The sequence below is a fragment of the Cryobacterium fucosi genome (assembly GCF_004403515.1).
GTDB lineage: Bacteria > Actinomycetota > Actinomycetes > Actinomycetales > Microbacteriaceae > Cryobacterium > Cryobacterium fucosi.
The window spans coordinates 18,435-32,854 of record NZ_SOHH01000025.1 but is presented as its reverse complement, the minus strand read 5'-3'; the positions used below and the strand labels follow the sequence as shown (position 1 = coordinate 32,854).

Genomic DNA, 14,420 nt, shown 5'->3' with positions numbered 1-14,420 from the left:
GTCACTTATCCGAGGTTCGCATTGGCTGTCGCGACAGCGTCGTCCATGGCTTGCTGCGGCGTTTTCTTGCCGAGCAAGGCATTCTGAATCTCAACCTGCAGGGTCTGCGATACGGAGTTGTAGTTCGGTACCTGCGGGCGCAGGACCATCGTGTCGTACGCGACACCGGCGGCTTTGAAGACATCCGGGTTCGACACTGTGACGTCAGTCTTGGTGTAGCTCGACTTCCAGTTGGTCATGGAACTCTTCACGAACTCTTCCTGAACCGACTGGCTCGTCATGTATTCGATGAATTTCCAGGCCGCCAGCTGGTGCGTCGACTTCGCGCCGATGGACAGCGCCATCGAACCATTCACACCGGGGTGGTCACCCGAGGGACCTGCCGGCGTGGGCATGACAGCGGCCTGGCCGACGATCTTGGAAATCGACGGATCGTTCTGGTCGCGGAAAGTCGATTCCCAGTTCAGTTCCATCGCGGTCTTACCGGCCGCCATCGACTTGTCCGCATCGTCCTCAAGGAACGTCACCGACGCAGGGTCTGTCAGCCCGTCGTCGATGGTCTTCTTCATCCAGGCGAGAGCCTCTACACCGGCTCCCTTGTTGATAACCAATTTCCCGCTCGCGTCTGTGAACTGTCCGCCGAATGCGCCAAGAAGCTGGGCGTAGTCACACACGAGAGCTTCAGACTGGGACCAGCTCCACGCGAGCGGATACTTCACAATGCCGGCGTCCTTGATCTTCTTGGCCACGGTGAGAACGCCATTCCAAGTGGTCAGGTCGCTCGGGCTTGCGCCAACCGCGGCAACCATGTCCTTGTTGAAGAAGAACAGCTTCGTCGATGGACCCCACGGCACACCGTAGTACTTGCCCTTGTACTCAGCTGAGGTAAGAGCGCCGCCGAGCATATCGGTCTTCCAGCTGTCGGGGAATCGCTTCGTGACGTCCGTGATGATACCCTTCGATGCGAAGTCGGCGGGCCAGATCACGTCGAGGTGCACGACGTCGTACGTTCCTGCCGGCGCCGAGGTAACGATCTTATCGTGCAGGGCCTCATATGCCACGAAGGTCGGTTTAACCGTGATCTTCGGGTTCTTCGCCTCGAATCCCTTGATCATCGCAGCGACGTCACTTTCGGAGTAACCGGCCTGCTTCATGAACAAAGCGTTGATGGTTCCCGTGCCGTCACCCTCATAGTTACTGGTCGACGTGCCGGCGCCCGTGACGCTGCAGCCCGTCAGCATCAATGCTGCCGACGCCAGGAGCGCAAACCCGACCGTAGTCCGGTGGATCCGCTTCGTGCTGTCAATCATGTGTTCCTCCTTGAATCATGGTGATTAGTGAATGGATGTACATTTTCTTCGCAAGCTCAAGCGCCCCCGCCACGGGCGCAACGGAGAGCAAGTGCACCCGCAAGCCCAGGTCGAGGTCGTCGACGTGCTGGCTGAGCGCGCGATACAAGCGTGGTTGATTCGTGACCACTCCGCCGGCGCAAATAACGTCCAAGCCCAGCGCGCCCCGGGCATGAACGAGGCCCACGTCCCGAGCGAGTTGTCTCGCCGCGTCGTCGATGACAGCTGCCGCAAGCTCGCTTCCCGCATCCGCGGACGCGAAGATCAGTGGTGCCAGCCCGCCCCAGGTTGTAAGACGGGCGTTGGCGGTGAATGTGTAAGAAAGCGCAACCTCGTCAACGACACCAAAATGTGTCATGAGATCACGGCCAAGGACATCGGATGACTGGCCTTCGTCGCGGGCTCGGAGCACGGCGCGAACGGCCTCCCGGGCGAGTGCGGCCGCACTGCCGGGATCGTTCAGCAGGAAGCCGTAACCACCGGCCGAGAGTGTTCCGCCGTCGGCGCGGTGGGCGACGACCTTCGAACCGGTACCGACGATGACGGCAATAGCCTCATCGAAACCGGCAGCCGGTGCGAGGAGTTCAACGTCGTTGACAGCCCGTACCAGGCCGCGGTGGCCCGCCACGAGACGAGTTTGAAACTCCAGAAGCTGCCAGCTGCTGTCCAGACCGTGTGCACCAACTGCGAGAGGGGCGCACCGGGCACCCTCGATTTCATCGAAAATCCCGAGCAGACGACTGACGTTGTCCTCGTGATCGAGTAATCCGCCCCGCTGCCACTCGCTCGACAGCACCGACCGGTCAAGGACGACCCGCCCCGCGTCCTCAATTCGCACGTGCGTCTTGGTGCCACCGATATCTATTCCAACAAGCACCGTCGCTCCTCATCACCTCAGGACCGACCAGCAACCCTGCTACTTCTTTCTTATCTAAGTGATAAGAAGTTGTTGCAAACCTATTGGCTGGAGATCGAGGTGTCAAGCGCAGAGGGATTTCTCTCTCAAATCGAGATCATCTAGCGGCCCTGCAAGATCAATCGGCGAAGTACGCGAAGCCGTTCACTTCTGCTGCAGCCAATTCAGCAGCCCCCAAGAGCACGGCATCCTCCCGGTGCGTCGCCGCTTCAACCCTAGGAACGCGAATAATGCGACCCGCCAGTCGCTCCTCAAGTGCCGGAATGACCGTGTTCGAGTTCCCCGCGAAACTATTGCCGATCACGACAAGGTCGGGGTCGAGGATGATTACCAAGGCGGCGATCGCGATGGCAACCATGTCCAAGATTTCCTCCGCGATCTCACTTGCCGCCTGATGACCCTGCCCGGCAAGCTCGAAGATGTCCTCGGCAGTCAGTGCACCCGTGTCCGGCACAGGAATCCCCCGCTCACGCGCACTCCTCGTCAACGCGACCGACCCTATTCGGTCCTCGAGGTCCCCGTAAGCCGAATATGAGCGGGCCAGGGACGAACGTTCCACCAGGAGGTACCCAATCTCACCGGCCTCAAATCGCGCCCCCCGATGCAACTCCCCGTTGGTGATAATCCCCGCACCCAGGCCATTCTCCAGGAATAGGGCGACGAGGCTCGTGAGCCCGCGCCCCGCACCCCGGTGCAGTTCACCGTAAGCCAGCGCGTTAGCGTCGTTCTCCACGACGATCGGCAAGGTCGAGCGCTTACGAAGCAAGCTGCCCAGTGGCACCTCGGTCCAGCCGAGTTCAGGCATTCGGGCGAAGCTGCCCTCGGGCTGCCTAACCACTCCGGGCACGGCCACACCCACCGCCAGACATGGCGCCCCCATCGTCTCGGCGGCGGTCGCAATGAGGAAATCGAACAACTCAATAGTCTTATCGAGACGGGCTTGTTGGGCCTGGCCCCGTGCCTCGGCGTCAACCTCGTCAAGCTCACCGAGCCGCGGATCAAAGTCCACCTCGCGCCGAAAGACGATCTTGCCGTCAAAGTCAACCAAGATCCCGGAGGCCCGGTTCGCATGCAACTGCAACGCGGCGACAAGCCGTGAGCCTCCGGCGTAGCGCAGCAAGATCGACGGTCGACCACCGGTCGAGGGCTCATGTCCCGATACAAGGACCGTTCCCTCATCGATCAACCCCGCCGTCAGCCGATTAATCGTCGCCGGGCTCAGCCCGGTGCGCGCACCAAGCTGTTGCCGGGAGAGAGCACCCGAATTGCGCAGTTCCTCCAGAATCGCCGTCTGATTAACGCGCGCGATCGTACTCGTCGTCGCGGTACTCTTCCTGTGATTCGACACAGCACACCACCATCATCAAACTCGCACTCCAGTGCGCACAATCTTATCTATCACACTGAATCACCGAGCGAAGGGGACTGCCCCGGTTTAGTTGACTCCTGACCTGTGGAGATTCGTCTTCGCTGGAAGGATGTCACCATGCCCAAGCCCTACCCACCCGAGTTCCGCCGCGATGTTGTCGCCGTGGCCAGGCGGAGCGGAGGACACCAAATATGACGCTTCAGAGAGACAGTCTTCAGCCTCTGCGTCAAGTCACCCTCTTCTCGTGTTCGGCCTGCCACGCTTGGGTCAGATCAGCTGCTGGAGACGGGCGGCCCAAGAGATACCCCTGCGCAAAATCGCAGCCGAGGCGACGAAGACGATCAAGCTGCTCGAGAGTTTCAACTCCTTCCGCGACGCAGGTCATTCCGAACTCGTGCGCGAGACCGACAACGGCCGCAACGAGAGCTGCGTCGCGGGCGTTCGTCGTGAGACCAGACACGAAGGATCGATCTACCTTGAGCTGTTTGGCAGGAAGATAACGAAGGTAAGAGAGGGACGAGTAGCCGGTACCAAAATCATCAATTGACAGGGCGGCTCCCGCCTCAGCAAGGGAGGTGACGATTTCCGTCATCATCGACCGGTCCGCTATCAGCGCAGTCTCAGTCATCTCAAGGGTCAGGTCAGAGTGCACCAGGTCATGCGCGACGAGCATTCGCTTGATCGTGTCCACCAGCCCCGGGTCTGCCAGCTGTACGGGAGAGAGATTGACCGAGACGCTGAAATCGCCTGGGACAATGCCCGCGCTCTTCCAAACGCGAAGTTGGCGGAGAGCTTCATCGAGGACCCACGCCCCCAAGGGAATGATCAAGCCGGTTTCTTCCGCAAGTGGGATGAATGTATCGGGCGGAACGAGGCCGTGATTGGGGCGCTCCCACCTGACGAGAGCTTCGACACCGTGTAGAGACCCGTCAGCGATGCTGTATATCGGCTGATAGAACAGCACGAACTCCTCCCGGACGAGGCCCCGCTCAAGCGCCTGCTCCATGTCAAGCAACCGCGACGCTTTCCGGCTGTGACTGATCTCAAACTGAGACACTTGGTTTCCGCCTTGGCCCTTGGCCTGGCGCATTGCAGCCCCAGCTTCTCGCAGAAGGTCCCCCGGCCCGTGGCTCTTATTGGCGGCAACGATTCCGACGGACGCAGTAATTCGCAGCTCGTGGCCATCGACCACAGCGGATTCCCGAAAAGCATCCACGATTCGTTCCGCGACCACGCCGGCGCCGGCAGCGTCGGCCTCTTCGCATAACACGAAGAATTCATCACCGCCAAGCCTGGCGACGGTATCCTGTGCCCGTGTCGCCGCCACTATCCGTTTCGCGGCATGCAAAAGCCATGCGTCACCAACGTCATGCCCCAAGGAATCATTGACGACGTTGAAATGATCAAGATCAATGGCTAGCAGGGTAACGGGCACCCCGCGGGTGCGCTTGGCCAGTGCCCGTTGAACACGAACCATCAATAAGCGCCGGTTCGACAATCCCGTCAACGCATCATGAAGACCCAAATGGGCAAGTTCGGACTGGGTGTGGCGAAGCAGAGCATGCAGAGACGCCTGGTCAGTCAACGTACTCCCCCCACTCAACACGTCGTCATCGTCGGTCTCGCTGCGCCTTCTGGTGCCGCGGGCCCCGACTGGTTCCACCCATCTATAATTGGTTCCCCCCAGACCATCACCAAGCCACATACCCGGAACCACCAAGCCCACACCATCAACTGGGTCAACCAACAGCACGGATAGCTGCCCGATCTGGTTAGGCTGAAGTACCACCGTGTTGACCTCGGCGCCATCCGCCCGCTGGAGGGAAACAGCGATCCCCGTTGCATTCAACATTGGGTTCATTGGGTTCCTTCGAGTAATGCGTCCATTTTCGCTACCAACAATCCCATAACTATTGCTCTAACAAACGATTGGAACGGTGCGGCGTCATGTGCGGCGGCACCGTGCCCGATACTCCCTAGGGAGCCCCGTCTCCTCGAAAATACTTAGGCCCGGTTTGATTTTGAGAGGGCCTACTGTCCGAGAACTCCGGCGGGACCTCAGTGTGAACAGTGGGTGGCACCCAGCCGGAGGGAGACACGGCGCTGGCGCGAACCGTCGCTCGGAGAGCCAGTCCGAAGTGATTACTCATCTCGTGGCGCTCGAGACCCAGACAGCATCAGAGGCAACAGTGCCAAGATGGATCTCTTGGGCGTGACCGAGGATTTGGATCGTTGTGACGTCGGAATATGAGCGTTTTTTCCGTACGGTCAGCCTCGCTTCAGCGGTCAGGCCTATCCCTGCCAGGTATGCGAGCACGGCAGGCTCGTCCCCTGAAACGCGGATGACAGCCCACTCCCGACCGGATTCGGCATCGGTGAGTTGCGTAACAACGCGACCAACCGGCCGACCGAGAGCTGAGGGAACGGGGTCACTGTGCCGCGTGGGTTCGCGGGGATGGTTGTCGAAGCGCTCCACCATCGCGTCAGAGACGCTTCGATCCAGATTCTTCGCCTCATCGAGCGCGTCGTCGTAGGTGTAGCCGAGAGTTTCGATCAGGAAGGTGTGGAGAATCCTACGTCGATCTACCCTGCGTATCGGCTGGGTGAGTCCAGCAGCCGTGGTATCGCCTGACCTGGAAGGCGCAAGGAATCCGCTCTTGGCGATAGCCCGATCATTGTTCGACATTCGACATCCTCACGTCAGTTGATTGGTCCGCAGTGGGCCCCGATGGACGCCCCCGGCAGAACGGCCTAGAGGACCGCGAAGCGGCCCCTTCTCGCTATGCGTCGCGGTGTCGTGCACGGTCGCTGGGTAATATAGCGTTCGTGGGCGCTTGGCCGTCCGGTCCAGCGCGGGCAACTTGAGCGATCGCGCGTCGGGCGCGGCGAACAAAGCGGGCGGCACGCCAGGCTCCGTAGACGAAAATCACGAGCAGGAGTAGACCGATCCCGAGGAACAGCCAGGGGGCATAGATAACGCTGACCTGCACGTGGTCGGTGCCTGCCTCGGAGGTGATCGTCGCATCCGCGGCGCCGGCCTGGATGGGGGGTGCCTGGGCCAGGCGGGCTTGCATATCGACGCTTTCTCCGGGGAGGATGCTCTCGGGTGTGTCAAAGTTCAGTTCAGTGTTCGCTCCTGCCCAGCCGCTGAGATCAAGGGTGGCAGTCGGATGCAGGATGGTGTTCCCGGTATTACGCACCGGCAGGGTGAACGTAACGATGTCCCCTGCCTGCTTCCAACTCAGGTCTCCCAGATCCAATGACTTGCGCGCTGTCCCTGCGACGTTGAGGTAGATGCGTACCCCCTGGCGCTGGACGACGTCCAGGCGCACGGCGGTGTCACCGCCGACGATGGAGGTTTCGCCCTCCACCGGAGGGCTTTGGATGATCAGGCCCCCGGCGTAGTCGCCGGGGGGGGTATTGGCGGGCACACTGAGCCGGAAGGGAACCTTCAGGTCCGAGTTCGCTGGCACCGTGATCTGAGCGGCATCCAGTCGCACCCAGGCCCCAACGCCGGTTCGGGGATCTGTTTGGGAGGCGAGGGCGAAAGTTCCCTGAGGGCTGCTTTGCCCGTCTACCGGATAGGTGAGCAGGGTCACCGGGGTATCGGTGTGGTTGCTAACGATCGCGGTGGCATCGGTGGCTGCGCCCGGGTAGAGCGAGAGGTGGAAGAAGTCTGATTCGTTCGACGGCCGGATTCCCAGCGTCCCGTTATCGATCGCCGCCGCGGGCCCGGCGGTGGCCAGCAGAGCCACGGCCAACGCGCCCACCGTCACGGCGATGCGGAGAGATCGGTGCGGCCGGGCGCGAGGAATGGTCACAGAGAAGTCCTTGGGAAGTCCGCCGGATGGTCCCGGATGGGTCGAGGTGTCAAGCTGAGAGTGCCGCGTCGTCTTGGCAGCAACCCGGGTGCCGTCCGGGCTTCCAACAACGATGGAGGCGCAGCCCGCCGGTCAGCGCCTCTGGTGGGCACGGCCAGCGAGCTGCTCAACATGCTCGCTCTTAGGCGATGGTGTACGTGAGGGTGGTCGTGTACGGGTTCAGGGCGCCGCTGGACCCAACGGCATAGTTGGACCGAAAGGTGTTGGCGGGAATGGCCAGGCTGAACGAGGGGGTCAGCGTGTAGGTCCCCTTGTGCGTTGCCGTTGCCGCCACCAAGGCCTGGGACGTCTCGAGTATCGTCAGGGCAGGTGCGGTAATGCCCGTAGCGGCGTCAGCGCCAGCGCCAGCGGTGATCGTTCCCGGGGTGATGGTCAGATTCCCGCCCGGAAGGGTGCGGGCGACCAATTCCGTGGTTCCCGCCGCGCTCGTGGGGACGGTGGCACTGACGGAAAGGGTCCAAGCCGCGCCGGTGCCGCGGGCGTCTTTGATGCTCCACTGCGTGGAGGAACCCGTCGCCGCCTGGGTGTTGGTTCCGTCAAGTGTCACGCCGCTTAGCGTGGCACCGGCCGTGGTGGAAGTCAGGGCGCCACCGGAAATGGTGGAATTGACCACGTCTGCCATTGCTGGCGAGAGTCCGACTGTGAGTAGGAGGGCGGCGGCAGCGACAACGCCCGCAACCTTGGAAATTTTACGCACGGTAATGCTCCTTCTGTGTTTGTTCGAATTGATTGTTTGTGACTTATGAGGATGAGGCGACAGACACCGGTCGCAGATCGAATCGCCGAATTCGGGAGACGAAGGTGATGCGTAAACGCGGCGTTTGTCCAGAGAACGGAAGAGTTTGGACGGTAAACGGCCTCGATGGTATTTCGAGTCAGGGCGACAACCCGAATGCCGCCCTGACTCGCTCCCAATTCCCTCGTCAACGAAACGGCGAGGAATTGGTGGAGTAAACCGGATTGACGATCACTGCGCTTATCGCAGGTATGGGACCGAACCAGGGAACCTTGGTCTTAGCGCAGCCATCCGATGCGGGTGCTCGGCATGTCCATCCGGTCGCCGCGGTGGTACCGCGGGCAACATCGAACACCCGAGCCCATAGAGGGAAAAGTCATCTGGCAGAGTCCTATCCATTTCGGTAGACCGGCTAACCCCGAAGGTCCCGTGCCTTTGCGACCCCGCCTTACGACGAGTGTGCCTTTTTCGACTGACGTTGAGAACCGCCATGCCAGCGACCATATGATCGCCTGAACTGAACCTAACAGCACGGTACTGTGCGTGGGGAGCCCCAGAACGGGGCGTCTATCCCCACCCTGCTTTTCTCCGGCGAAATTGCGCTACCCGATGTGAGCCGGACAGATAACGGACGGCATGAATCAGACGTCCACCAACAAAGTGACCGCGAGGCCCTACGTGTCAGGGTGAGTTGAGGCCAGTAGCTCAGAGCGAGTCCGCCGTTTGACGTAGGGCGAGAACTAGGAATCTACCATCATGTCCAGCCCGTCTTTGATCGCCGTGCGCGACGATAGTCATATGAGTAGTCCCGGACCCTGCACGGCATTTCTGCGGCCTCGAGTGGGGGCAGCGGGCACCGTCATCTCGTCAGGATCAACTAGATGAGGAGAGGCTACCCGCGGTGTCATCCCACCGGGGGCAGCCTCCGCCGCCTACCAATTGCCTATTCGGTGATGCGCTCCACCCGTCCCACCAGGAACACGTAGGAGCAGATGCCGATGGCAGTGATGACGGTCATGTAGACAAAGGCAGGAGCAAAGTCTGTTTTCGACACCAGCAGCCCGATCACGATCGGCGTCGCGATTGACGAGAGGTTGCCGATGAAGTTGAACATGCCACCGGTCAGGCCCATCAGTCGGGCAGGAGCCATTGCAGAGACTAGCGACCACGTGATCGACGCGAGCCCGTTCCCGAAGAACGCGACACACATGAACGCGACAACCAGTGTGGTGTCGTTCGTGAAGTTGGCCCCGATCATGGTCATCGAGAGGAGTAGTCCGGTGATGATTGGAAGCTTCCGGGCCGCCCCGAGACTGAATCCGCGCTTGACGAGATTATCCGACAGCACCCCGCCGATGAGGACACCGACTAGTGCGGCAAGGAACGGAAGCGAGACGAGAAATCCGCTCTTGATGTAGTCCATCTGGCGATAGTTCACCAGGTAACTCGGGAACCAGGTCAGGAAGAACCACAGCGTGGAGGTCAGGCAGAACTGGCCGAGGTAGATACCCCAGAGCTTGCGTCGGCGCAGCACGATGAGCATGTCGGTCCAGGAGATCTTCTTCCGGCCCGTCTTGGATGCTGGTGCGATGTCAACTAGCCCACCACCCTCGCGGATGTAGTCGACCTCGGCAGCGTTTGCCCGCTTGGATTCCTTCGGGTCGCGGTACAGGACGTACCAGACGAGACCCCACACCAGACCGACCGCTCCTGTGAGCACGAAGACCCAGTGCCAACTGAGCACGTACTGCAGCCAGGTAAGCACAGGGGTTAGCAGCGCCAGGCCGATGAACTGGCCGGAGGTGTAGAACCCGATCGCCGTCGCGCGTTCCTTCTCAGGGAACCAGCGCGTCGCTACCTTGTTGTTGATCGGGTAGGCCGGAGCCTCGAAAACTCCGACGGCCATCCGCAGAACGATGAGCGCTGCGAAGCTCCCGACGATTCCCATAAAAATCGTTGCAAGTGACCACAACACGAGGCACGCCGGGTACAGCAGGCGTGGGTGCACGCGGTCCACGAGCCATCCGCCTGGCAGCTGAAGCGCGGCATACGTCCAGCCGAAGGCGGAAAGTAGGAGGCCCTGCTGGGCGGTGTCAAGACCGAACTGTTCGGATATCAGCGGTGCTGCAACGGAGAGGTTTGCCCGGTCCATGTAGTTGATCACCACGGTGACGAAAAGCATCAGCGCGATTGCGTAGCGGGCCTTCGTCGAGCCTGCTACGGCCGGCGTCTTATCAGGACGGGTTTTCACCGAGTTTGTCATCGGCCTACCACTCCGCGAAGGAGCCGTCGGCGTGACGCCACACCGGGTTGCGCCAGCGAGCACCCTCCTTGGCGCGTTCGATCACGTATTCCTCATTCACTTCGATTCCGAGGCCAGGCCCGTCGGGAATGGAGACCATGCCGTCGTTGTAGGCGAACACGGAGGGGTCTACGACATAGTCGAGAAGGTCGTTGGACTTGTTGTAGTGGATGCCCAGGCTCTGCTCCTGGATGAAGGCGTTATAGAGGTTCGCATCCAACTGCAGGCAGGCGGCGAGGGCGATCGGGCCGAGCGGACAATGCAACGCAACGGCGACGTCGTAGGCCTCGGCCATGGCGGCAACCTTGCGGGTTTCCGTGATGCCGCCACAGTGGGACGGATCGGGCTGGATGATGTCCACCGCGCCGCTGGAAATGATGTCCTTGAAGTCCCAGCGAGAGAACAAGCGTTCGCCGAGGGCAATGGGCGTGGGGGTGTTCCGCATGACGTCGAGAAGGCTGCTCACGTTCTCGCTCAACACCGGCTCCTCAATGAACATCAGCTTGAACGGCTCGAGCTCCTTGATGAGCACCTTCGCCATGGGCTTGTGGACTCGACCGTGAAAGTCCACGCCGATGCCGACGTTGGTTCCCACGGCCTCCCGAACCGCTGTCACGTTGGCGATGCATTTCTCGACCTTGTCCCAGGTATCGATGAACTGCAATTCCTCCGTGCCGTTCATCTTCACCGCGGTGAAGCCGCGGTCGACCGCATCCCGGGCAGCCGCGGCAGTGTCTGAAGGTCGGTCGCCGCCGATCCAGGAGTACACACGGATCTTGTCGCGTACCTTGCCGCCGAGAAGCTCGTGTACGGGCACACCAAGTGCCTTGCCCTTGATGTCCCACAGGGCTTGATCAATGCCGGCGAGGGCGCTCATGTGGATGCCACCACCGCGATAGAACCCGGCGCGATACAACACTGTCCAGATGTCCTCGATGTTGCGCGGATCCTTGCCAATGACATAGTCGGAGAGCTCTTCCACGGCAGCTGCGACGGTGGCCGCTCGACCCTCCAGGACTGGTTCGCCCCACCCGACGATTCCTTCGTCTGTCTCAATTTTTAGAAAGAGCCACCGCGGCGGAACCGAGTAGGTGGTGAGTTTGGTGATCTTCATTCTGACTTCCTTGTCGAGTCGAGCGCCGAATCCCAGGCTGCAATCATGGCGACAGCTCGCTGGCGAAGGTCCTCGACAGCGATGCCTGGTTTGTACAGTGACGAGCCGATCCCAAAGCCGGTTGCTCCGGCGGCCATCCATTCCCCGATGTTGGCGGCGTCGACGCCACCTACAGGGATGAGACCGATTTCCTTGGGTACGACTGCAGTCCAGGCTTTGAGCCCGTTGATCCCCACTTGGTTCGCGGGGAAGATTTTGACGCTTGTCGCGCCGGCACCGATCGCAGCGAACGCGTCGCTCGGTGTGGCGGTGCCCGGGAAACTCAGCATTCCCAAGCGGATCGTTTCGGCGATGACAGCGACATCGGTGTTGGGAGACACGATGATCTGAGCTCCGGCCTCATGACACTGCCGCACCTGCTCGACAGTGACGACCGTGCCGGCCCCGACCATGCAGTTCGCGGGCAGCACCTTCTCCAGCGCGCTGATGGTCGGGAGCGGGTCAGGGGAGTTGAGCGGAACTTCCAGCGTTCGGAAGCCGGCCTCGTAAAGGCATTCGCCGACGGAGACGGCGTCTGAGACGGTAAGCCCGCGGAGGATGGCGATCAGACCAATGTAGGTGCGGGACATCGTGCTGGATGATTCTGTCAATTTCCTAGCTCTCGGTAGGTGGGTGCTGCGGAGCGGTGCAGTGGCCGTGGCCGGGGAAGCCGGTGGAGTGTGATGTGACTGTTCGCGATGCGCGACCAACCCCGCCGCGACCGCGATCCGCCACATTCCGGTGGCGGCCGAATCGCTAATCTCACGCGGCGTGGGCAGAGCAAACTTGACCAGCGCACGCCGATAGCGTTCGCTGAGATCCGCCTCACCGCAGATGAGAACCTCGTCGACGTCGACTCCCTGCCATAACGACGCGGCCGCGGCCACCTCGTCGCCGATCAACAGACCGGAGAGGTAATCCTCAACTTGGTCGGCGGCGAGCCCGCCGGTCATGGCGAAGGTACGGGCGGAAAACGCCGTGGACAGAATCCCCCCGCCACCTGCCGCCGAAGCGGCAACATCCAGGCCCTTGTCAAACGCTTCCCAGTCGGTCTGCCCGGAGGGCGTGGCAAGTTGGGACAGGGTGCTTTCAGTCGTAAGCAGGGCGAAAAACTCACCCGTCATAAAGGTCTTGAACGCTGTAACCGTAGTGCCAACAACGCGCACCCATTTCGAATGCGTTCCCGGCAGAAGCACAATCCGATCCATGCCAGAGTTTCCAGACCCGGCCCACGGGCTCTCACCCAGCGCACCTAGTACTTGGGTCTCCTCGCCGCGGATCACGTCAGGCACATTCTGGTCAGCGATCAGGCCAGGGATGATGTGAACCACTGATCCATCCCGCGCCGCAAACGTCGTCATCACAAAGCCGTTGTCGATGAGATCAACCGGTAGCGAACGGTAAGGCGTTTCAACCCAACCGCGGTTACTGCCAACCATTCCGCAGGCAATGACCGGGAGCTTCGGCGAGGTCTCGAGCCAGTCCCCGCAGAGCTGCTCAAAAGCTCCCTCAAAAGCCTGGGTTCGCGGCGTCCCTGCGGATGCGGCGGAGGCGGTGAGCGCCTTCACGCCAGACTGTTGGCGACGTTCCGCCAGTACTCCGCCGTCGTCACCCAGCAGGAACGCCCGGCACGAGGTCGTACCCCAGTCCAGCGCAATCATTCGTGCGCGGCTTTGACTCGTCATTGATTCGTGTTCCCTCAGGTTCGGTTCGCGGCGATTGCGCTTCCGCTCTCGCACATCAGACTGACTGAACCATCCCGATATCTTATATAATGTTCCATATATCGGGATAGAGTGAGTGTTCACTGAGTCGAGGAGTGCGCATGAGCAAACTGGAAGCAACGGATCGTCCTGGTCTGCCGACCCCACCACCCGGAACACAGACGCTCGCTCGAGGGCTGGAGGTCATTCGCGCCATCAGCAACGGCGCGACGGATCTCAAGTCAGTCTGCGAAGCCACCGGGCTGGGTCGCAGCACCGCGCACCGGCTCGTTCAGCTGCTGCAGCAGTTCGGGTACGTCCGCAGCTCCCTCGGCGCTGACTACTGCCTCGGGCCCACGTTGATAGAACTCGGTTTCCAGGCCCTGTATCAAAGCCCGGCGTCGACTGTCGCGCGACCGTACCTGGAGCTGTTATCCCGAAAATACCTCGACACCGTTCACCTCGCCGTCGAGGAAGAGGGGCAGGTGCTCTACGTCGACAAAATATCGGGCTCCCGCGGCGCTGAAATGCGTTCACGGATCGGGTATCGAATGCCGCTAAGCCAGACCGGGATCGGAAAAGCACTCCTCCTCGACGAACCCGGCCGATGGAGCAGCGTCTTCGACACAGAACATCACGCCCTTGACACCCTGCCCGAGCTCAAAGCACTTTTCCTCCAACGGATGGCGGGCTATGCTGCGGCCGGAACCACCTTGGACCTCGAGGAGAACGAACCCGGAATCCGCTGTGTCGCCGCACCCGTGCGCAACGGCAGCGGAGCCGTCGTCGCGGCGATTAGCATTTCAGCCATAACCCCGTACATGCCCATGGAGCGCATGAGCGCGCTCCAGCCCGTGATGAAACAGGCGGCCGCTGAGATTTCCAAGAAACTGGGACATTCCGGCGCGGGCCCGGCCTAGAGGTTGGAGTGAGATGAGGTCGGCGGCACGACCGTCGCCGCCGCATCGGACGAGCTCCCAATGAAGCACGGGGCCAGCCCGAAAGATCAGC

The 14,420-nt window shown here is 61.2% G+C and carries 11 protein-coding genes and 1 riboswitch; of the genes, 1 reads left to right on the top strand and 10 read right to left on the bottom strand.

The features are described 5' to 3' along the window. Positions 1-5: 5 nt before the first annotated feature. The 10 genes from E3T48_RS02235 to E3T48_RS02190 form a co-directional block, all read right to left on the bottom strand. Positions 6-1,310: an extracellular solute-binding protein gene (locus E3T48_RS02235; protein WP_134522251.1), complete on the bottom strand. Its 1,305-nt coding sequence runs from the start codon at positions 1,308-1,310 to the stop codon at positions 6-8. Then, positions 1,303-2,226 (bottom strand): BadF/BadG/BcrA/BcrD ATPase family protein, encoded by a 924-nt coding sequence (locus tag E3T48_RS02230; RefSeq protein WP_134522250.1) that lies wholly within the window; start codon positions 2,224-2,226, stop codon positions 1,303-1,305. Before E3T48_RS02230 ends, E3T48_RS02235 begins: the two co-directional genes overlap by 8 nt. Positions 2,227-2,383: 157 nt before the next feature. After that, positions 2,384-3,613: an ROK family transcriptional regulator gene (locus tag E3T48_RS02225; RefSeq protein ID WP_134522249.1), complete on the bottom strand. Its 1,230-nt coding sequence runs from the start codon at positions 3,611-3,613 to the stop codon at positions 2,384-2,386. 247 nt (positions 3,614-3,860) lie between these two features. Next, positions 3,861-5,495 (bottom strand): putative bifunctional diguanylate cyclase/phosphodiesterase, encoded by a 1,635-nt coding sequence (locus E3T48_RS02220; RefSeq protein ID WP_134522248.1) that lies wholly within the window; start codon positions 5,493-5,495, stop codon positions 3,861-3,863. A gap of 285 nt (positions 5,496-5,780) precedes the next feature. Continuing rightward, complete coding sequence (locus tag E3T48_RS02215) at positions 5,781-6,320, bottom strand: metal-dependent transcriptional regulator (protein WP_134522247.1); 540 nt, start codon at positions 6,318-6,320, stop codon at positions 5,781-5,783. Between the two features lie 94 nt (positions 6,321-6,414). Then, complete coding sequence (locus E3T48_RS02210) at positions 6,415-7,455, bottom strand: WxL protein peptidoglycan domain-containing protein (protein WP_241986562.1); 1,041 nt, start codon at positions 7,453-7,455, stop codon at positions 6,415-6,417. A gap of 181 nt (positions 7,456-7,636) precedes the next feature. Then, positions 7,637-8,062, bottom strand: a complete 426-nt coding sequence (locus E3T48_RS02205) for a WxL domain-containing protein (protein ID WP_241986552.1) — start codon at positions 8,060-8,062, stop codon at positions 7,637-7,639. Between the two features lie 588 nt (positions 8,063-8,650). Then, positions 8,651-8,725: riboswitch (cyclic di-GMP riboswitch) on the bottom strand. A 469-nt stretch (positions 8,726-9,194) separates the two neighbouring features. Continuing rightward, on the bottom strand, positions 9,195-10,514 hold the full coding sequence (locus E3T48_RS02200) for an MFS transporter (protein ID WP_134522245.1): 1,320 nt from the start codon (positions 10,512-10,514) through the stop codon (positions 9,195-9,197). Positions 10,515-10,518: 4 nt separating this feature from the next. Beyond that, complete coding sequence (gene dgoD / locus E3T48_RS02195) at positions 10,519-11,667, bottom strand: galactonate dehydratase (protein WP_134522244.1); 1,149 nt, start codon at positions 11,665-11,667, stop codon at positions 10,519-10,521. Next, positions 11,664-13,367: a 2-dehydro-3-deoxy-6-phosphogalactonate aldolase gene (locus tag E3T48_RS02190; protein WP_166789602.1), complete on the bottom strand. Its 1,704-nt coding sequence runs from the start codon at positions 13,365-13,367 to the stop codon at positions 11,664-11,666. The genes dgoD and E3T48_RS02190 overlap by 4 nt, the downstream gene beginning before the upstream one ends. 164 nt (positions 13,368-13,531) lie before the next feature. Between E3T48_RS02190 and E3T48_RS02185 the strand changes: the two genes are divergently transcribed. Next, positions 13,532-14,329, top strand: coding sequence for an IclR family transcriptional regulator (locus tag E3T48_RS02185; protein ID WP_134522242.1), 798 nt, complete (start codon positions 13,532-13,534; stop codon positions 14,327-14,329). The last annotated feature ends 91 nt before the right edge of the window (positions 14,330-14,420 follow it).

Bases quoted from the DNA above. Each gene is read 5' to 3' on its own strand.
- dgoD (WP_134522244.1), bottom strand. From the start codon at position 11,667: ATGAAGATCACCAAACTCACCACCTACTCGGTTCCGCCGCGGTGGCTC.
- E3T48_RS02200 (WP_134522245.1), bottom strand. From the start codon at position 10,514: ATGACAAACTCGGTGAAAACCCGTCCTGATAAGACGCCGGCCGTAGCA.
- E3T48_RS02215 (WP_134522247.1), bottom strand. From the start codon at position 6,320: ATGTCGAACAATGATCGGGCTATCGCCAAGAGCGGATTCCTTGCGCCT.
- E3T48_RS02185 (WP_134522242.1), top strand. From the start codon at position 13,532: ATGAGCAAACTGGAAGCAACGGATCGTCCTGGTCTGCCGACCCCACCA.
- E3T48_RS02235 (WP_134522251.1), bottom strand. From the start codon at position 1,310: ATGATTGACAGCACGAAGCGGATCCACCGGACTACGGTCGGGTTTGCG.
- E3T48_RS02190 (WP_166789602.1), bottom strand. From the start codon at position 13,367: ATGATTGCGCTGGACTGGGGTACGACCTCGTGCCGGGCGTTCCTGCTG.
- E3T48_RS02220 (WP_134522248.1), bottom strand. From the start codon at position 5,495: ATGAACCCAATGTTGAATGCAACGGGGATCGCTGTTTCCCTCCAGCGG.